The sequence below is a fragment of the Streptomyces sp. WMMC940 genome (assembly GCF_027460265.1).
In the GTDB taxonomy this organism is placed as follows: Bacteria; Actinomycetota; Actinomycetes; order Streptomycetales; family Streptomycetaceae; genus Streptomyces.
Window position 1 is genome coordinate 1 of sequence record NZ_JAPZBC010000002.1, and the last position, 19,741, is coordinate 19,741.

Here is a 19,741-nt window from a genome sequence, read left to right on the forward strand (position 1 = left end):
AGTGCCGGCGCGACGTCGGCTACGTCGTTCCGTCCTCGCTGGGCATGTGCGGCGCCTGTGCCGGCCCCGAGGAACAGAGCGCCGCCTGACACCTGTCTCTGAACAGCGCATTCCCCACATAAGCGCAGGACCCGAACGTATCCCTTGGACCGGTGCGTTCGGGTCCTGCTTCTCACTCCGGAAGGAGTGCTCTCAGCATGACCGACACCAGTACGGAAGCGGTAGTGGCCCCGGCCGCCACCGACACCCCGTCTGCCCCGTCTCCTGCACAGGCTGTGGGGAAGGCGGATGAGCAGAAGAACGGCCAGGTAGAGGACGCTCCGGGTGGTTGGCCGGTCGCCCCGCTGGCCCTGTCGGGGGCGAACGCGACGGTCTCCACGATCGCGGCGGCCGGTCTGGCCGGCGGGCCGATCGCCGCGGCGGTCGCCGCAACGGGCATCGTCGTGGTCGGCACCCTCGCCTCCTACCGCAGCCGCAACCCGCGTCCGAAGCAGGCCGCCCGCCGGGCGGCCGCGCGTACCGCAGCCCGCCAGCACGCCGCACGCCACCACTCCGGCGGCCTCAACACCACGGGTAGGAAGGCCAGTTCCGCCGGCGGCCGCACAGCTGGCGGATCGGGCAAGGTCCCCGGCCAGAAGCGGCGTGGGGCTGGTCAGGGCCGGTCCGGGGCGGGCCAGCACCGCGCTCCGGCCTCTGTGAACAAGCCCGCCGGCGTTGCGGCGCGTGCGCTGTCCAAGGCGGGGCAGGTCAGGGCGCTGCGGAAGGCGCAGAAGCAGGCCGGGGGCTCCCGGGCGCAGAAGCGGGAGCAGACGTCCGCGGCTAGGCGCGCGGTGGCCGACGCTCGCCGCAACACCCCGAAGCCCAGCGCGAACAAGCCCGGTGGCGGCAAGGCGCGGGCGGGGGCGGGTGGTGTGGCGGGCCGGATGCTCGGGGGTGCGGGCCGAAAGGCGCGTGCGGTGAAGCAGGCCGCGATTGCGAAGCAGCGGGCGCGCCGGGATGCGGCCACCGCGCGGAAGGTGTCCGCCGGGCGTTCGAACGTGCGTAAGGCGCCTGCTCGGCAGGCCGCTCGGAAGGCTCTGCGCCGTTCCGCGGCCCGGTTCCATGGGCGCCGCGCCTTGGCCGCGCTCCTCGCGCTCCCGGTCGGTCTCCTCGGGTTCCTGGCGAGCCCGTTGGGCCGGAGGTTGGGCCTGTCCTGGCTGGTCCACCCCGGCCGGCGCCTCTACCGGCGGCTGACCGGCGCGGCCCGCGAGGAGCGTGCCGAGCGCGATACGGCGATACGCGAGGAACAGGCCAGCGCGGAGGACGCGGCAGAGCAGGAAGCCGCCAAGGACGTCACGGACGGGCTCGGGGAGCGGGTGGAGCGCCCGGCCGGGCCTGTCCCGAACAGCACCGATCACACGTCATTGACCAGTGAAGGAGAGCACGTGTCCGGGTTCCAGTTCGAAGAGCACGCAGCCGAGATGGAGCAGGCCGCCCAGTCCTACGACCCCGAGGACGCCATGGAGATCCTGGCCATGGTCGAGAGCCTCCCCGCCGCGCTGACCAGCGTCGCGAACGTGATGAAGACCCTCGCGGAGCGCGCCGACTCCGAGTTCCCGCTGGAGAAGGAAGTCGCGGACGGGTTCAACGACATCTTTGGCGCCCTGATGTCCGCGGTCGCGGTCGCGGAGGACATGGGGCCGCTGTTCCGCCAGGCCCACGAGCAGGACATCGCCCGCCACGAGGACCCCCGCAACGGCCCGGAAGCCGAGAAGGGCTGGAACGTCTGACATGAAGGCCACCACTGCCGCGAAGAAGAGGAAGCAGGCGGACAGTGGCCCGGTGCTGGACTGGAGTGCCGGTCACGGACCCGTGACCGGCGCCTTGTCCGCGACCACCGGAGCCCTGGCCATCGCCACCACCGGCGCCGCCACCGGCATGCCCCCTATGTGGGCCATGGCTGTGGGAGGTGCCGGCGCCCTCGGTCACACCGTGGCCGGGCTGAAGGTCCGCAACGCGGGCCGCACCCTGGCGTTCAAGGCCGCATCGTGGCTGGTCGGTGCCGGGTGGACTACCTGGGCCATGGCCACCGGCCCCCTGTCCTGGGCCGCGCTCGGTTCGCTGGCCACGATCGGTGTCGGCATGGGTGCCGGCGCCCGCTCCGTCGCCCTCTACGAGGAAGCGCGCGAGGAGGAGGCCCTGGCCGCCGAGCGGCGCCAGATCGCGGAGGAGATGACTGCGGATCGGCGTCAGATCGCTGCCGAGTGGGTGGAGCGGATCCGCCGGATCTGCAACATCACCGTGCGCGTGCTGGCGGTGGAGATGTGGGAGACCGGCAACGGCTACTCCCTCGATCTCGAACCGCAGGGCGGCACCACCTACGACCGCATCGCCCAGCACGCCGCGGCCCTGTCCGCCGATGCGAAACTGCCGCACGGCTGCACCGCCGCGGTCGGCCCCGGCGCCCACCAGGGCCGGGCGATCGTGGACGTCACCACCCGCAACGTCCTCGCCGAACCACGCGAGTACCCCACGGATTACACGCCGCTGTCGATCCTGACCGGCATCCCCTGGGGTTTCCGCACCAACGGCGATGACGTACTCGCCTACCTGCGAGAACAGTGCGCACTGGTCGTCGGGCCGACAGGATCGGGCAAGACGAACATGCTCCACACGATCCTGGCCGGACTCGCCCGCGCCGAAGACGTCCTCACCTGGGTGATCGACCTGAACGCCGGATCCGCCGGCCTGCCCTGGGTACGCCCCGCCCTCGCAGGCGAGCTGAAGCAGGCGGACGGGAATCCGGTCCGGCCCGGCGTGGACTGGCTCGCCGGCACGTACGAGGAGGCGCTGAAGCTGCTGGACGCGGCGATCGCCATCGGCCTGCACCGCAAGCGCGCCTACCAGGAGCTGCTGGCCAAGCACGACACCGACCTGTTGCCGGTGAGCGCGAAGATTCCGCAGATCATGCTGGTCATCGACGAGGGCGCGGAGATCCTCGTCTCCACGGACCGGCGGATGAAGGAACTCGCCAAGCGGATCTTGGAGTTCATCCGCATGCACCGCTCCATGGGCGGCCGCACGATCATCACCGCGCTCGGGGCGACCGGCAGCGTGCTGGGCAACCTGATGATTCGCCGCGAGGCCAAAGTGAGGGTCGCGCTGACCGGTGGGGAGACCGAGGGCATGGACCTGTCCAAGATGTTCCCTGGCCGCCGGGGGCTGGGGGTGGATCAGGCGCCGTTCAAGGGCGCCGGGTTCATGGGCACCCCCGAATCCCCGGGCGCGTTGTTCAAGGCGTGGCGGATCAAGCCGAGCCAGATCCGCGACATCACCATCGCCACGTCCGACCGGCATCCGCGTCTGGACGCGGTGTCCGCGAATGCCGCCGGCCCCGACTATGCGCGGCGGTGGGACGCGGAGCGGACCGCGTGGATGCGCGACCTCACCCCGGACGGGACCGGCATCGAGCAGTCCCCGCCTGGGGATGGGCTGAGCCTGTCCGCCCACCGCACGGACCGGGCCGGGAAGGCGGGCGGGGACGATGACCTGCTGCGCCGGTTCCGTGAGGAGATCGACGCCCAGTTCGCCACTGCCCCCGACCCGGACGCGCCGCCGCCCGCATCCTCGGGGCTGAACCTGTCGGCGCTGCGCAAGGAGCCGGAGGACAGTCCCGCGCAGCGGGCCGCGCTCGCCGCGCTCCTCGCGGCCGGGCCGGACGGCACGGGGGCGTCAGCGATCGCCCGCGCGCTTGCGGACGAGTACGGCACGACCCGGCAGACGGTCGTGGGATGGCTCAAGGCGTGGGCCGACGACGGCACCGCGGTGAGGGTCGGGGAGGGCACCAAAGCCCGCTATGTCCACCGCGATCACACCCCCGGGCCGCCCTCGGGCGAGTAGCGCTTGTCGCTTGCCGCCCGCCCCACACGAACACCTGTCCTTGGGGTGTCGTGGGGGTCGGAAACGGCTTGTGACCTGCGAGGCGACAAGCGACAAGACAAGCAAGACGACAAGACAAGCGACAAGCCACACGACAAGTCAGACGACAAGCCATCGGCGGGCAGCACCCACCCCAGGGAGCTGCCCGCCGGCCGTTCCCGGGAGGCCCGCTCGTGATCGTCACCCTGTCCGCCGTCGCCCTCTTCGGGCTCCTCACCTTCGTCCTCATCCGCACCCGTCACGTCGGCCCCGCCGCCGCGCTCGCGGTGTTCCTCTTCGGGTTCTTCACCGCCGACACCGGAGCCTCCACCGCCATCCGCACCGCCATACAGGCCCTCCTCAACGCCGCATCCAACATCACCTGACCCCGACGGGAGGCACGTGCTGTGAGCGAGACCAACACCCCGGCCGACTGGTGGCCGCGCATGAGCGACGCCGAGGCCAACGCCGAAGCCCGCCGCATCATCAACGACATCTACCGCCCCACACCGCCCCCGGCGCCCACACCGACGTCCTACCGCGACACGACCGAGCCGCCGACGGTCGGGGACGCGGTGCCGGTCTGGCAGGACGAACGCCGGATCGTGCCCGCCTGGGCCGCCGGAACCGCGGTCGCCTCCATCGGCATCGGCGCCGGCACCACCGGCATCGGCTGCGGCGTCTGGCTCGTGCTGAAGGGATTCGCCTCCATGAGCGTCACCGGCGTCATCTGCATGGGCGTCCTCCTCACCGGCATCGCCTTCGCCGCACTCTCCATCGGCGCCGCGTTCTCCCGCGCCAAGCGCAGCATCTCCCACGCGGTCTACACCGGGCCGGTCACCAAGAACACCCACGTCACCACCCACACCCGGGGCACCTTCGCCCGCTCCCACACCCACCTGCACCACTAGCCAGGAGGCAGCATGACCGCCACCACCGTCGAACCCGCCCAGCTCACCCGCAAGGCAGCCGAAGCCATCCGCGAGTTCAACCACCGCACCCTCCCTCGTCCCGGGACACCGGGCCTGACGTACCCGGCAGAGGCCTACGACGCGATCGCGGCGCTGAAGGTCCTGGCTCAGCGGCTCCCGCAGGCCATCGAGCAGATCGGCACCGCGCTCGATGTCCTGACCACCCTCGGACACCTGGGATCCGCCGATGGCCAGGACCCGGCTCGGCACGTCGCCAACGTCCAGGACTTCCTGATCACGGCCATGGAACAGGCCCATGGTCTCGCCCAGTGCCTGGATCTCGCGCACAGCGCCGTCAGCCCGCTCACCTACAGCGGTCCCGAGAACGGGCCGGACGAGGAGCCGTGCGGTGAGGGCATGTGCCAGTGCTCCTGCATCGGCACCGGACACCCCTGCGGCTGCGACTGCCCCCACGACGACGACTGCGACTGCGACTCCTGCGACGCCCGCGACCAGTACTAGCTACGCCAAGGGCGGCCCCATCTCACGCCAATGAAAGCGGGGCCGCCCTTGCCAACCAGCCCAGATCACAGAACTGGAGACATCCAGCATGACCCAACCGACCGACATTCGGGGAGAGCACCTGCGCACCGCGCTTTCCCTGGCAGCCTCCGGCGTGCCCGCCATGCCGTTACGGGCAGGGAAGGCCCCGTTCGGCAACTGCCGTCGCTGCGCGGACAACGCCTGTGGCGGGCGGCCGAACATGAAGACCCCCGGACCCTGCACCTGCCCCGCGCCCTGCCACGCATGGGCCGCCGCGACCACCGACCCGGACGTCATCCGTTCCGGCCCCTGGCGCCACGCCTGGCTCGCCGCGAGCACAGTCGCCTACCACCCCGGCGGTGCCGGCCTCACCGTCGTGGACCTGGACAACGCCGACGCCATCGAGTGGGCCCGCGAGAATCTGCCCACGACTCGGACCGTGCCGACCACCCGCGGCGAGCACTGGCTCTACCGCGGGGCTACGACCTCCGCCAACGGCGTGCGGCGTGGCGTGGATATCAAGTCCACGATGGCCTACGCCCGGTGGCTCGGTCCCGGCAGCGGCACCATGACGGAGCTCCCGGACGCCGTGCGAACGCTGACCGTGAAGGCGCCCACCGCAGTCCGGCCGGTTCCCTTCGCCGTGCCCGCGCCTACCGGGGGCGGGGAGTGCCGCCATCGCACGCCTGCGTTCCTGGAGCGTGGCATCGCCATGGCCGAGCAGCGCATCACCGAGGCCCGGGAGGCGGTGCACGCGACCGTGTACCGGACGTTCCTGGCCGTGCTGTCCACGCACGGCCGGTGCGGCTGCCTCACCGAGACGCACATCGCCCGGCTGTTCGCCGCCGCGCAGGCCAAGGGCGAGACCGTCCGGCACTGCACCGACGCGTGGGCCAACGCCCGCACCAGGTTGGGACTGTGACCATGGCCGACGACGAGAAGACTCCCGCCCGCGAGGTCATCACCGACTACGCGCAGGCGCACTTCCGGTACTTCCGCACCCCCGACGGCACCGTGTACGCGCAGCGGAAAGGCCACCCCGTAGCCCGCCCGATCCGCTCACAGGGCACCACGGGCAGCCACCGCCAGGAACTCATGGTCGGCCTGTTCAAGGACGGATACGGCGTGTTCAACGGGACCGCGCTCAAGGAGGCGTTGGACTTGATCGAAGCACTCGCGCTGAGCGAGGACGTGCAGTCCGTGAACATCCGCGTCGCCCCGGGCTTTGACGGGGCGACTTGGCTGGACCTGGGCCGCGACGACGGGCAGTCCGTGCGCATCCACCCCACCGGCTGGGACATCGCCGTCCCCGACCCGCGCGAGGTGTGCTGGCGCCGCACCCAGCTCACTGGGGAACTGCCCCTGCCGGCCAAGGACACGAACGGCAAGGGCATCGACCTCCTGCTCCGCCTGTGCAATTTCGCCACCGCGGAAACCGAGTGCCTGGCCATCGCCTGGCTCATCGGCTGCCTGGAGCCGTCTGTACCGGTCCCCGCGCCGTTCCTCACCGGGCCGCAGGGCGCCGGCAAGTCCACCGGAGGCCGCATGCTCATCAGGATCGTGGAAGGCATGAGCGGCGACCTGCGACGGGCGCCGAAGGACGAGGAGAACCTGGTCGCAGCGGTCGCGGCAGGATGGGTGACCGCCCTGGACAACCTCTCCCACATGACCCCGGAACTCTCCGACGCGATGTGCTGCATCGTCACCGGCATCGAGAACGTCAAGCGCGCCCTGTTCACCGACGGGGACGTATACCGCATCGGATACCGCCGCCCCCTGCTCCTCACAGGCATCGACGTCGGCGTCATCCGCCCCGACCTCGCCGAACGACTCCTGCCCCTGCGGCTGGAACGCCCCAAGGTCCGGCGCACCGAAGCGGAACTGTGGGCCGACTACGCGGAAGCCCTACCCACCGTCCTCGGCTCCCTGCTAGACCTCACCGTCAAGGTCCGAGCCGTCGAAGCGGAAACCCCGACCGATCTGCGGATGGCGGACTTCGCGCGCCTGTGCGCACAGCTCGACGCCGCGACCGGTCTCGGGGCTCTCACCGCCTACCGGGCCAGCCTGGACGACCTCAACGACGACGTCATCGAGGGCGACCTCCTCGCACAGATCGTCCTCAGGCACGCCGACACCCTCACCCCGGGAACGGCGCAGCGGATGACCTCCACAGAATGGCTGCACCTCCTCAGCACCCTCTACAGCAGCGACGAGCCGCGTCCCCTGCCCAAGGGCTGGCCCACCACCGGCAAAGTCCTCTCCGACCGCCTCAAGCGCCTCCAACCCACCCTCGCCGCCCGGGGCGTCCTCATCGACTCGGGCCGCACCAAGGCGGGCCGCTACCTCGAAATGACCCGCACGGTCGCCCCGGCCCTGCTTCCGCACGAGCAGACGCGGGCGTTCTGACCCGCGACCGCACGTTCAAGCGAACAGCAAGAAGAGCACGTGCTCCTCTTGCTGTTCGGCGGAACGCCGCCCCAAGGTCGTGCCGCGCAGCGGCTCCTTCTTCGCTTTGTAAGGCGCAGTCAAGTACTACAGGCAGCACCTTCTTTGTCCTAAGTAGGAAGACGCTGCGTCACCTGCGTCACCCGGCCCGGAAAACGGCCCCTGACCTGCGCCAACAGCGGTGACGCAGACGGATTTCTCTGCGTCATCCTGCGTCACCTGCGTCACCCGGTGACGCTCCCAATGACGCACCGGTGACGCACACCCGATCCGCAGAGTCACCCAAACCCGCAGGTCAGAGCCTCAAGTGACGCTGATGACGCGGTGACGCAGAAATCCGAGCCTCGGACAGGTCCGGGCTCTGACAAGACCCCCAAGTGAACTCCAGAGGAGACGCGAAAGTGAGTCAGAAGAGCACTGGCCTGCCTCAGCTCCACTCCGCTGCGGATGTCGCCCAAGCCCTTGGCTGCTCCGAGTGGTGGGTGAAGGAGCAGGCTCGCAGGGGACGCATCCCCTTCACGAAGCCCGCCGGCAGCTACCGGTTCACGGCCGAGCACTTCGCAGAGATCATGCGCATCTTCGAGAGCCGTCCCGCCCAGACCAATAGCGCCGCTGTTCGAGCCGCACCTGCACCGCGTCGCCGGGCGGTTACTACGGCGGCGGTGGCCGTCGCCCCCTTGAAGGCAAGGACGCCGCGCAGGGCGCGACACAGCCAATCGCAGTCCAGCGCAGCCTGATTCCGTGTGCCGCCCGGTCGTCCAGCCGGGCGGCACACCCGTCTATGAGGAGAACAAGTTGGGGTATGCCGAGAATCTCGGCGGCTACTGGCGCGGCCGGTACAAGCTCGCGCCTGGCAAGTATGGAACGGTCCGCGATGCGGATGGTGATGCCATCCGCTTCCGGACCAAGGCAGCCGCGAAGAAGGCGGCGGATGCCGAAGAGGCGAAGTTGCTGGCGGGGACGAAGAAGGTGCCTCCGGAGCGGATCACCTTCGGTACCTACGTGAGCCGCTGGTATGCCGCGCAGGACTTGGCGGCGTCCACCATGCAGAACTACCGGCGGCACATCGAAGAGCATCTACTCCCCGCATTCGAGGACTTCGCCATCGCGGACATCCTGAGTACCGACATTGCCGCTTGGGAGAAGCGCGAGCGCGCCGTTCCCTATGCGGCTACCAGCGTCAAGACATGGCGGGCGACGCTGCACCTGATCCTTGCCGATGCTGTTGACGAGGGGCTGCGCGATTCCAACCCGGCAACCAAGCGGCGCGGACGCGGAAAGCGCGCTGGTCGCTCACGCAACCGTGGCCCGGAGAAGGCGGTTACGACGGCTCTCGGCATTCTGCTGCTCGCGGAGCGGATGGCGCTGCTGTCCGGCCGCGACGACGAGTTCGTTGGCTGCATGGTCAAGGGCTACACAGGCATGCGCTGGGGTGAAGTCGTGGGCCTTGAGGCCGAGTTCGTCCGGCCGAAGAGTCTTCGCGTGGAGTGGCAGCTCTACGAGCTGGATACCGGTGAACTGCATCGTTGCCCGCCCAAGGACGACTCCTACCGGGACATCGACGCTCCGGATTTCCTCGCCTCGCTTCTTGCCGACCACATTGCCCGGACGAAACCGAAGCCGTGTGAGTGCCACGGACTGGCCTACGTCTTCCGCAGTCACGGCACCGCAAACGGCGCTACGACCCGTCCGGGAGCGAAGCTGACCGACGTCGCTCGCCGTGCCGGCGTCTCGTCCGGCACCGTTTCCAACGTCCTCAATCGCCCGGACGCTGTGGCGGAGCCGACCCGGCTGAAGGTTCTGGAGGCCATTACCGATCTCGGGTACGTCCGGAACGCGGGATCGGGGGAGTTGGCTGCACATTGGCGACGCTCCGGATTCGCCACCTGGCTCTTCCAGCCAGCCGTCACCGGACGGTACCCCGGGCGCGGTAATCAGCAGGAGCACCCGGTGCCCGTGGTCGCTGAGCCTTGGCCCGGGATTCCGGCACGCGGGCGAGGAGCCTCCAAGAGGGCTGAGGCGTGCTGGGTGCCGATCGCTCCGGGGCTGACACCGCACGGGCTGCGCCATACGCACAAGACCCTCATGAGAGAAGTGGGGACCCCGCCGAAGCTCATGGACGAACGCATGGGCCACGAGGACGGTTCCGTGCAGTCCCGCTATGACCACATCACGTCCGGGATGCGGCAGACGCTGATGACTGCGCTCACCGGGATGTGGGAGGAAGCGCTGGACGCGCGCCGGGCGATGAGCCCCGGCTCGCCCGTTGCTGTCCTCGACGCGCTACTGAAGGCTCGCCGGTAGGGAGCTGGTCTGGAGAAAGATTCCAAGATCTTCTCCAGGATTTCTCCAGAGAGCCCCTGAGAAACAAGTCAGGCTCGGTGCTGATCTCTCAGCACCGAGCCTGACCTGGTGTTTCTCTGTCGGGGTGGCGGGATTTGAACCCACGACCTCTTCGTCCCGAATCAGGTCCTGGAAGATCGCTCACCTGTGTTGCATGTCAAATGTGTAGATCAGAGCGTTGGGCCGCGTCGGTCTCCGTTGGCCCCTCAGGGGCCCAATCGCAAGATCATCTCCAGGAATTCTCCAAGGAGCGTGAGCCGGAGTCTCGGAGGCTATTATAGCGTGCGCGGGAACTCAGATGGCGCTGAACTAGCAGATGTCGATGAAGTCGACCGGGTCCTGGTGTTGTCGCATCTCGTCCGCTACGCGACGCAGTGCGTCATTCTTCGGAACATTCCAAGGGATGACTCCATCGCCATCCTTCGGGCTCATGTCTCCGACTTTGACCCCCTGGTCGATCATGTCGCTGATCAGATTCAGGGTGGTTTGTTGAATCTCGCTCTCGCTACTGCGCTTGCCTGCGATCTTCTCCGCTGCGTCGCGAAGCGGGGAAAAAATAGACCGGCGCCATGTGAGCGTATCGGATCAGATAGTCGAGTTCTTCTTTGTGCAGGTCGCTGTCAGGCACTGCTGGCCTTCCTAATGCTTCGCATGGTATCGCTTGAGGCCAAGCCGCCTGGAATCTTCAATGACGTGTTGCGGTTGCCTGTCGCCCACGCGACAGGCAACCAGATCGGTCCCTAGCTAGAGCATGTAAGGAATTTCACGGTCGGCATCGATCCTGAGATCGAAATAGCCAACCTTCCAGCTGGGGCCCAATTCCTGAGCCAGTTTTCGCGCCAACCTCTCTCCACTCTCGGCGAAATTGGCCTCGGCTTCCGGGGAAGGGAATCCGGACGAAGCCGGATCATCCAGGCAAAGAATTCTGTCAAATTCTTGAGCCCACTCGCTTAGCCGTTCAGCCAGAATGGGTGTTAGCCCCAATTGAGGATCCGTCGGCGACACATTGTCGTTTTCGCGTGTGAGCCAGAGGGGATGGCATCCGTAGTCCGCCATAACCCGGATATCGCTCGACTCTGTCTCTTTGCTCACGATCCCGAACCCCTCATGTTCGCGCCCACGATGAACCCATTACTGCCGGTGGTTACAGCCACCTTATGATTCTTTCCATTGTAAACCACCTCATAGATCGGCCGACCCGTGCCGCTTCCTTGATGGCCGACGATCTTTCCTTCGCTGACGGCCTTGACAACGAAGGACGGGATCTCGTCATCGGAGATGCCGGCTCTGGTGAACTCATCGCCGTGTTTCATTACGTGCCGGAGGCCAGCCTTCGAGTTCCCCATTTCAAGGAATACGATGCGGCCATCAGCAGTCCGCGCGGTAGCGATCACTTCTGCTCTGTTGAACTTGATGCCGTTTGCTGCCATTTCGTCCAGATGCTTGGCGTCGGCGATGGCGCCGGGGAAGGTCCGGAGTCGTGATGCCTGTGCCGCATCCTCGACCGTTTCCAATGCGTTCTTTAGGCCCTTGGCTTTGCCGACGGGAAGGAAGGCCATGGCGAACATGGCGCATTTGCTGAGGCCGGGGTCCTTGAAGCAGTCCTTGGCGTCGTTGAGGCCGGTGGCGCTCCAGACGATCTCCTTGAGAACGGGATCGATCGGAGGGGTTTCGAGGGGCTGTCCGGCGAGTGCGCAGAGGGGGAGGGTGTCTCTGGTGGGGTGGAGATAGCAGGGTGGCTTGCTCTCTGCTTCGCGTTGCTGCTTGCGTGCTTCTTCCGCCGCGCGGCGCGCTGCAGCCTCTTCGGCCTCGCGCTTCTTGACTACGTCCGCCCAGGCCTGCTTCGCGAGGCTCTTTGCTTCCTCGGCGCTCTTGCCTGCGGCCAACGCGGATTCGCGTGCGTCGGTCGCCGCCTCATCGGCCATGACTGCAGAGGAGCGTGCGTAGCGGGCGGAGAATTCTGCCTGGGCGGCGGATTCCTCGGCGGCGATTGCGTCTTGTTCGGCCCTGTTGGCGGCGTTGCGGGCGGTGGTGGCGGACTGCTTGGCTTGGGCGGCGCTGGTTTCGGCGCTGTCGGCGGCCTTGTCGGCGTCGGCGGCGTACCCGCTAGCGCGGGTGGCTTGGTTTTGTGCTTCGGCGGCGGCTGCTTGTGCTTCGCCGGAGGCTTGCCTGGCGTCGGCTGCGGCTTTGGCGGCGAGCCATCGGTTCTCCTGGGCCTTGGCCGCGATGTACTGGCCTTCGGCGATGAGGCGCTGGACCTGGGCGATGTGGGTGTCGGCCAGGTTGTCCTTGCGTTCGGCCATGTACTGGCCGTTCTCGACGAACTGGTGCAGTTGGTCGGCCGGTCCGGTCAGGGCGATCGTGGCGGCGGCCTTCACCTCCGGGCCGCCGGTGTTGACCAGCTGGCTGGCGGCTACTCGTTCGTCGGCGTTGCGCGCGGTGTACTGGCCGCTGTTGATGAAGGCGAGCAGTGCCTGGGCGCTGCCGTCGGCGAGGGCAGCCTCGGCCTTCTCCTTGATTCCCGTTTCGCCGGTGTTGTGGATCTGCGAGACGAGCACGCGGTAGTCGGCGAGTCCGGCCTGGTACTGGCCGGTGCTGTAGAAGTCGGCGATTTGCTGATCGGTGCCCGCGAGTGCCTGGGTGGCTGCGGTGCGGACGGAGGCGTAGGGGCTGTTGGATGCGACGTCGGCGACCTGCTGGCGAGTCTCGTCCTGCTGGGCCTGCTGCCATCCGGTACGCAGGTACTCCAGCACGTCCTCGTCACTGCCGGACAGGGCCCGGACGGCGGCTTCCTGGCGCCAGGAGCCGAAGTGCTTCAGCGCACGCAGCGCCACCTTGCGGCCCTTGGCGGCAATGGCCGTAACGTCGGCACCGGGCTGAGCGGCCTCGGCGGCCAGTGCGCGGGTGTCGTCCTCGATCGCCTGGCCCTCCACCACGGTGCCGGAGACCTCGGTGGTGAAGGTCTCTGCGATGGACTTTCGGGACTTGGCGTGTTCGATGCCTGCAGCGGTGCGGGTGGCGAGTTCTTCCGCCTCGGTCTCCCGGGCGATGTCGAAGGTCTCCTGCGCGGTCTCCACGGCATCGCTCGCTGCCTCGGCGGCGACCTTCGCAGCGTTGGCCTGCTTGGTGGCCTCCGCGGCCTGGTCGGCGGCCTCCCCGGCGTGTGCGGCGGCTTCCTCGGCGGCGGCGGCCGCGTTGTTGGCGTGCGCGGCTGCCGAGTTCGCGGCGTCGCGCGCCTCCAGGGCAGCGGTGGCGGACTTGCGGGCCAGGGTCTCCGCAGCCGTGGCGGCCCGGTTGGCCTCGTTGGCGTGCCGGCGGGTCTCCGCCGCGGCGGCCCGGGCCTCGGCCGAGGACGCCCCGGCGGCATCCGCATGGCCGGCGGCCTCGTCGGCGGCGTCGGCGGCGAGGTTCGCGTTACCGCTCGCGCTCCTGGACGCGGCGGCCGCGGTAGCGGCGGCCAGGGAGGCAGCGCTGGCCTGCTGGGCGGCGATGCCGGACTGGGTAGCCAGGTTCGCTGCCGTGCGGGCGGCCTTGGCCTGGGCGGTCGCGTTGGCGGCCTGGTCCTTGTCCTTGCCCGCGGCGATGGCTGCGTTGTAGGCGCGGTTGGCGGCATCCGCGGCGGCCGCGGCCGCGTTCGCGGTCTGGGCTGCGGCCAGTGCGGCGATCCTCGCGGAGCGGTTGGCGGCATTGGCCGCGCCGATGGCCGTCTGCGCCGCATCGGCTGCGGCCCGGGCGGCGGCGGCGGCCTGCTTGGACTTGACGGCGGCGCGCGTGGCGTCGTCCTTGGCCGCCGCGGTTTCCGACGCTGCCTTGGCCGCGGCCTGCTTGGCAAGCTCGGCGGCCGCAATCGCCCGCGCGGACGCTTCCTGGGCGGACTTGGTCGCGTCCTCGGCCAGCTTGCCGGACTGCTTGGCCTGCTCGGTCAGTTGGGCGATGGTGGCGTGTTCCTGGTCACGGTTGCGGGCCACGAACTGGCCCACCTCGAGGAACTCGACGATGTCGTCGTAGGTGCCCTGCAGCGCGAGCTTGCCCGCCGCCTTCACATTGGGCCCGCCGGTGTTGATGATCTTCGAGAGCTGGACGCGGTCGTCCGCCTCACGCGCGGTGAACTGGCCCGACTTCAGAAACTTCTCGACCTCCCCGGGCGTGCCGTTCAGAGCCGCCTTGCCGGCGTCCTGCACCCCGATGCCGCCCAGGTTGACGACCCGCGAGACCTCGACCCGCTGGTCCTGCTGGTGCGGCGCCTTCCAGCCGTCCTTCAGAAACGCCTGCAGCGCCTCCGGCTTACCGGACTGGAGGGCAGTCTTGGCCGCCTCACGTACCGCCGGGCCACCCGCATTGAGAACACGGCTGGCATCCACACGGTCATCGGCAAGCTGCAGGGCGCCCTTGCCCTCGAGGAACTCCTGGACGTCCTCATCGGTGCCAAGAAGCGCCCGTTCGGCAGCCTCCTTGACACCCACACCGCCGTATATCCAGGAGTCGACTGCCAGTTCCCGATGCGACAAGACCGGCACGCCGGCCTCGTCGCCCTCGGCGGCAAACGCGGGCGCTGTTCCCAGCAACCCCGTTAGCATTGCGGCGGACAGCACCGTGGCGCATGTGCTGCGCGCGGCCACGGCCCTCGTGCGCTCTCTGAGTCGGTCTCTGCGCTTCCGCCCCGCCCATATGGAGCGTGAGAAGTGTTTCACCTGGCTTTTCCTCCATGCCGAACACACCCGGCACATCGCCGCCAACATCCATGCAAGGCGGATATGTCCGCTTCGAAGAGAACGCAGCGAAGCCTGGGTGGCTGCCAAAGCAAACGCGCGGGAACACCCAACCCACATACACGGGTCCGCCGCTTCCTTGCCCCCTGGTGGGCGGCGAGTTGGGGGCGCGTTCACAGGAACATTACATGTGCTTTACTTCAGCGGATCGGAGGGGGCTCCGATCTGTTCATCTTCACTGTGAGGGAAGCCATGGCGATTTCGCGTGCCCGCAAGGCACTCCTGTTCGGCACTGCTGGTGCCGTAGCCGCATGCCTGGGAACGGCGGGCCTGACCACTGCCCAGGCGGCGCCGCAGACCGCGGCCACCGCGGCAGTTGCCACGGAGATGCCGTCGGCGGTCGAAGACTTCAACTACCCGGGGGCCGACAAGATCCTCCAGGAGCGCGGCATCACCCTGAAGCGCGGCGACGGGCACATCACACTGGTCCAGTGCTCGCAGGCGTGGAACATCAAGATCGAGTCCCGCCTCGACAACGCGGGCTACTGCTTCAACGCCACCGCGAAGACCGGCTACCTCACGCTGGAGCTGCCCGACGCCTACGGCGTGTGGACCGAGGACCACCCCGTCGAGGCCACCCTCACAGCCGAGGGCGAGGAGACCGTCGTCGACGTGCCGGCCAACGAGTACCAGCCCGTCGGCGAGGCAGGCGACATCGGACTGCGCTCCGTCCTCGTCGAACTGCGCGTCACCGGCTGACCCCGGCCCTGCTCGCACCATCACCTTTTGCGCCCAGCAGCCGTGAACCGGCCTGCGCACCACTGAACACCCAGGGAAAAAAATCAACGTGTCCAACATTCGCCCGCGCGCCACGCTGACGAGCACCCTGCTCGCCGCAGCCGTCGTCTCCAGTGTCCTCACCGGCACCGGCGCCCAGGCCGTCACCGGCACCCCCGCCGCCGACAACGTCTACGCGTTCACCGCGAAGATCGAGATCGGTGACGAAGACAGCAGGCGCGCCTGCACCGGCGCACTCGTCGACGCCCGCTGGGTCCTGACCGCCGCCTCGTGCTTCACCACCAGTGACACTGAGCTCGCGCCCGGCAAGCCCGCCGAGAAGACCATCGCCACCATCGGCCGCAGCGACCTGTCCGCCACCACCGGCGGCCACGTCAGCGAGATCGTCGACCTCGTGCCCCGCGCCGGCCGCGACCTGGTCATGGCCCGCCTCGCGACTCCGGCAACCGGCATCACCCCTGTCGCCATGGCCACCACCCCGGCCGCCGGCGCAGACACCCTGACGGTCGCCGGATACGGCCGCACCAAGACTGAATGGGCACCCCTCAAGCTCCACACGGGCTCGTTCACCGTCAATACAGTCAGCGACACGGACGTGAATGTCGCGGGCAAGACCGCGAGCGACGTCATCTGCATGGGCGACACCGGAGCCCCGCTCCTGCGCAACAACAACGGGAAGCCCGAGCTCGTCGCCGTCAGCAGCCACTCGTGGCAGGGCGGATGCTTCGGCCAGGACGCGGCCGAGACCCGCACCGACGCCATCGCCGCGCGTGCGGACAACATCAAGCTCGGCTCGACCCTGACCGCCGGCCAGCAGCTGCTGCCCGGTGACAGCCTCGTCTCCGCCAGCGCCCGCCTTACCATGCAGACCGACGGTGACCTGGTCATCGCGTCCAACGCCGGCAAGACCCTGTGGTCCACCGCCACCGCGGGCAACCCGGGTGCCACCGCCCGCTTCGACGCCAGCGGCAACCTGATCGTCCGCAGCGCCGCCGACACGACGACTCTCTGGGAGTCCAAGACGGCCGCCGCCGGCGGCCAGGCAGTCCTGACCGACCGCGGCAACCTGGTCGTCTACAACACCCAGAACCAGTCTCTGTGGTCCAGCAACACCGTCGTCCGCAACGACATCAACGGCGACGGCCGCAGCGACATCGGCGCCTGGTACGACTTCACCGCCGGCTCGGACGCCACCTACACCTTCTTCGGCAAGGGCGACAACGGCACACTCAGCGCACCGTACAAGTCCTACGCCGCCCCCGTGGGCGAGTGGGATGCGAGGTACATGAAGTTCGTCTCCGGCGACTTCAACGGCGACGGCCGCAGCGACATGGCCATGCTGCGCGGCTACAGCGACGCCAGCGTAAAGGCCTTCGTCGCCCTCGGCAAGACCGACGGCGGTTTCGCCACCCCCGTCCAGGCCTGGAGCTCCCCCGCAGGCGGTCCGTTCCACTACAGCTACATGACCCCGCAGGCCGGTGACTTCGACGGCGACGGCCGCGACGACATGGCCGTCTGGTACGCCGGAGCCGACGGCACCACCAAGCTGCACACCTTCACCACCAAGACCAACGGCACCTTCAACGCCCCCGTCGCCTCCTGGTCCGCACCCGCCGGCACCTGGCTGCGCAGCAGCACGAAGTTCGTCACCGGCGACTTCAACGGCGACGGCCGCGAAGAGCTGGGCGTGTACTACGACCAGGGCGGCAACGGGATGAAGACCTACGTCTTCACCACCCAGCCGGGCGGTACCTTCGCCAGCCCCACGACGTGGTGGAACACCGCCGCCCTCAAGTGGGATCAGGCCATCCCGCAGGCCGGCGACTTCAACGGCGACGGCCACGACGACACCCTGATCTGGTACGACTACGCCGACGGCAGCGACAAGACCAGCACCATGCTGTTCGAGAAGGTCGACGGCCAGAACAAGTTCGGCTCCGCCACGCTCACCCTCAACAGCGCCGGCGGCCTGGACGTCAAGCGCCTGCAGATGACGACCGGCGACTACAACGGCGACGGCCGCGACGACCTCGCCATCATGAACCACCAGACGGACGACGTCGTGAAAATGTGGACCTGGACCGCCCGGCCCGACGCCCTCTTCAACGGTGGCCAGGCCGGCTGGGCGTCCAACCCCGGCGCCTGGGTCTACGCCTCCACCAAGCTCGTCAACACCTACCACACCGGCAACTAGCCATTTTTCAGTGTGGGGTGCCCAGCCGATCAACGCGGCCGGACACCCCACACTCGCGGCCAGGCCTGGACGAGGCCGGACAGACCCCTGGCCCGGCGCCGCTGCTCGTTCGTACGGGGCTATGTCCAGCGCATGTCGATGGCGGACAGCAGCCCCACCCGCTCCGGCGTCAGCGTCGCCGCCCGGCTGCGCTGATTCCCGATCCAGGCCCCCAGCTTGTGCTCCCGCTTCTCCTGGTCCTCGCCGACGATCCGCTCGACGTGCTTCCTCGGGACCTGAAGGTGCCTCTCACGCTCGTAGAACTGCTTGGCCGCCTCATAGTTCATGGCCCATCTGTCGGCCTGCGTGCGGCGCGGCGGCGGCTTCTAGGCCTCGGCTGCGGGCTCGATCCCGAGGACCTGCTCGCACATCCACTGCTGCACCGCCGTGAGCTTGTTCCAGCCGAGGCGCTGCGCCCGCACCCACCGTCCGAGGTCCTCGCCCCGGTGTACGACGATGCCCGGCTCGGTGGGCAGTTCACCGCCGACCTCCTCCAGGTGCTGCCTCGTGAGTGGAAGGCCCGCTGCCATTCGACTGGCCAGGCCGGGCACCAGGACGGGTCGATCTCCTCCAGCTGCTCCCGCCGCTCCGGCGACAGCGCGCCGGACCAGGACTCCGCCGGCAGCCCTTCGGCCTGGCGCTGTTCGAGTTCTGCGCGCGGGTCACCATCTGCGCCAGCAATACCGCCGCATCCACCGATTGGGCCTTCGCCGCGGACGGGTTCGCGATCGTGGTGCGGTGCCTGCGACGCAGCCGCACGCCCGCCAAGCCCATGGTCCGCATCACGCGCGCGATCCGCTTGTGATTGACGCGCCAGCCGTCCTCGCGGAGCTCGGCGGTGATCCTCGGGACTCCGTAGGTGCCGTCCGACTCACGGTGCACGGCTCGTATCCGGGCGGCGAGCCGGGCGTCGGCCGCCTGCCGGGCGGCCCGGTCCGCGGCCGTACGACGCCAGTAGTATTGATCAGAAACGGTTTGGGTTCTGGGTCGTTGGGTGGGTGTGAGCGATCTGGTGGGGGACGCGCGGCATCTGTCGCCGTCGGCGCAGGAGGCCCTGCGGCTGCGGGCGGTGGCCGCTCTGATGGCGGGGCGGGACCGCGAGGACGTGGCGGCGGTGTTCGGGGTGTCGCTGAAGGCGGTCGACGGCTGGTGGGCGAAGTGGCAGGCCGGTGGTCGGGAGGCCCTGGTCATGCGTCCTCGGGGTAAGCCGGTCGGTGTGCACCAGGTGCTCGGGGAGGCCGAGCAGGCCGCGGTGCGGCAGGCGGTCCTGGACCACCGGCCCTGTGACGTGGGGCTTTCCGGTCAGCTGTGGACACGGCGGCTGGTGGGCGAGCTGATCGCGAAGCTGTACCGGGTGCGGCTGACCGAGGTGGGGGTGGGCAAGTACCTGAAGCGGTGGGGGCTGTCCTTCCAGCGCCCGGACAAGCGGGCCGTCGAGCAGGACCCCGAGGCCGTCCGGCGCTGGCATGAAGAGACCTGGCCGAAGATCCGCGTGCAGGCGAAGAAAGACGGCGGCGAGATCCTCTTCGCCGACCAGGTCGGCATCCGATCCGACCAGGTCACCGGCCGCACCTGGGGTGAGAAGGGGAAGACGCCCGTCGTGCGGCGGAGCGGGAACCGGTTCTCCGTGAACGCGATGTCGGCGATCAGCACCAAGGGCCGGATGCACTTCATGGTCTTCACCGAGTCCTTCACCGCCGAAGTGATGTGCCGCTTCCTGGACCGGCTCGCCGGCCACTTCGACCACAAGGCCCTGCCGTGCCGACTGGCGGCCTGTGTTCTTGAGGCTCGGTGCGGCAGTCCCCTGCCGCACCGAGCAGATCCTCACCGGGGCATGAATCCGGGCTTCTGCTCGGCGAGCG

Annotated in this window: 16 protein-coding genes and 1 pseudogene; 11 read left to right on the forward strand and 6 right to left on the reverse strand. The window is 68.8% G+C overall.

The features are described 5' to 3' along the window. Positions 1–197: 197 nt before the first annotated feature. From O7595_RS33440 to O7595_RS33475, 8 genes are all read left to right on the forward strand, one after another. Positions 198–1,769: a hypothetical protein gene (locus O7595_RS33440; protein ID WP_269729158.1), complete on the forward strand. Its 1,572-nt coding sequence runs from the start codon at positions 198–200 to the stop codon at positions 1,767–1,769. A 1-nt stretch (position 1,770) separates the two neighbouring features. Then, a complete protein-coding gene (locus O7595_RS33445; protein WP_269729157.1) occupies positions 1,771–3,879 on the forward strand; it encodes an FtsK/SpoIIIE domain-containing protein in 2,109 nt (702 codons plus the stop codon). A 212-nt stretch (positions 3,880–4,091) separates the two neighbouring features. Next, positions 4,092–4,283 (forward strand): hypothetical protein, encoded by a 192-nt coding sequence (locus O7595_RS33450; protein WP_269729156.1) that lies wholly within the window; start codon positions 4,092–4,094, stop codon positions 4,281–4,283. Between the two features lie 21 nt (positions 4,284–4,304). Continuing rightward, on the forward strand, positions 4,305–4,808 hold the full coding sequence (locus O7595_RS33455; RefSeq protein WP_269729155.1) for a hypothetical protein: 504 nt from the start codon (positions 4,305–4,307) through the stop codon (positions 4,806–4,808). A gap of 12 nt (positions 4,809–4,820) precedes the next feature. Continuing rightward, complete coding sequence (locus O7595_RS33460) at positions 4,821–5,330, forward strand: hypothetical protein (protein ID WP_269729154.1); 510 nt, start codon at positions 4,821–4,823, stop codon at positions 5,328–5,330. 88 nt (positions 5,331–5,418) lie between these two features. Next, a complete protein-coding gene (locus O7595_RS33465; RefSeq protein WP_269729153.1) occupies positions 5,419–6,273 on the forward strand; it encodes a bifunctional DNA primase/polymerase in 855 nt (284 codons plus the stop codon). Between the two features lie 2 nt (positions 6,274–6,275). Beyond that, positions 6,276–7,757 carry an ATP-binding protein gene (locus O7595_RS33470; protein WP_269732492.1) on the forward strand — a complete coding sequence of 494 codons (1,482 nt, stop codon included), beginning with the start codon at positions 6,276–6,278 and terminating at the stop codon, positions 7,755–7,757. Between the two features lie 834 nt (positions 7,758–8,591). Further along, positions 8,592–10,100, forward strand: coding sequence for a tyrosine-type recombinase/integrase (locus O7595_RS33475; protein ID WP_269732491.1), 1,509 nt, complete (start codon positions 8,592–8,594; stop codon positions 10,098–10,100). Positions 10,101–10,448: 348 nt separating this feature from the next. On the opposite strand, the gene O7595_RS33480 is transcribed toward O7595_RS33475, so the two are convergent. From O7595_RS33480 to O7595_RS33490, 3 genes are all read right to left on the reverse strand, one after another. Next, positions 10,449–10,601 (reverse strand): hypothetical protein, encoded by a 153-nt coding sequence (locus tag O7595_RS33480; RefSeq protein ID WP_269729168.1) that lies wholly within the window; start codon positions 10,599–10,601, stop codon positions 10,449–10,451. 282 nt (positions 10,602–10,883) lie between these two features. Beyond that, the gene (locus tag O7595_RS33485) at positions 10,884–11,231 is read right to left on the reverse strand and encodes a hypothetical protein (RefSeq protein ID WP_269729167.1); all 348 of its coding nucleotides are present in this window, start codon (positions 11,229–11,231) and stop codon (positions 10,884–10,886) included. Next, on the reverse strand, positions 11,228–14,758 hold the full coding sequence (locus tag O7595_RS33490) for an ALF repeat-containing protein (RefSeq protein WP_269729166.1): 3,531 nt from the start codon (positions 14,756–14,758) through the stop codon (positions 11,228–11,230). The genes O7595_RS33485 and O7595_RS33490 overlap by 4 nt, the downstream gene beginning before the upstream one ends. A gap of 342 nt (positions 14,759–15,100) precedes the next feature. Between O7595_RS33490 and O7595_RS33495 the strand changes: the two genes are divergently transcribed. Together O7595_RS33495 and O7595_RS33500 are read left to right on the forward strand one after the other, a co-directional pair. Then, positions 15,101–15,607 carry a hypothetical protein gene (locus tag O7595_RS33495; protein WP_269729165.1) on the forward strand — a complete coding sequence of 169 codons (507 nt, stop codon included), beginning with the start codon at positions 15,101–15,103 and terminating at the stop codon, positions 15,605–15,607. An 88-nt stretch (positions 15,608–15,695) separates the two neighbouring features. After that, positions 15,696–17,840, forward strand: a complete 2,145-nt coding sequence (locus tag O7595_RS33500; RefSeq protein WP_269729164.1) for an FG-GAP-like repeat-containing protein — start codon at positions 15,696–15,698, stop codon at positions 17,838–17,840. 119 nt (positions 17,841–17,959) lie between these two features. On the opposite strand, the gene O7595_RS34030 is transcribed toward O7595_RS33500, so the two are convergent. From O7595_RS34030 to O7595_RS33510, 3 genes and pseudogenes are all read right to left on the reverse strand, one after another. Continuing rightward, entirely contained in the window at positions 17,960–18,166 is a 207-nt protein-coding gene (locus tag O7595_RS34030) for a helicase associated domain-containing protein (RefSeq protein ID WP_443071623.1), read from the reverse strand. Between the two features lie 39 nt (positions 18,167–18,205). Further along, the gene (locus tag O7595_RS34035) at positions 18,206–18,409 is read right to left on the reverse strand and encodes a hypothetical protein (RefSeq protein WP_443071879.1); all 204 of its coding nucleotides are present in this window, start codon (positions 18,407–18,409) and stop codon (positions 18,206–18,208) included. Between the two features lie 178 nt (positions 18,410–18,587). Next, a pseudogene (locus O7595_RS33510) lies at positions 18,588–18,839 on the reverse strand (IS3 family transposase); the annotation flags it as partial. 40 nt (positions 18,840–18,879) lie between these two features. Here O7595_RS33510 and O7595_RS33515 point away from each other — a divergent pair. Then, positions 18,880–19,741: IS630 family transposase (locus tag O7595_RS33515; protein ID WP_443071883.1), on the forward strand; the 862-nt coding region annotated here is incomplete at its 3' end.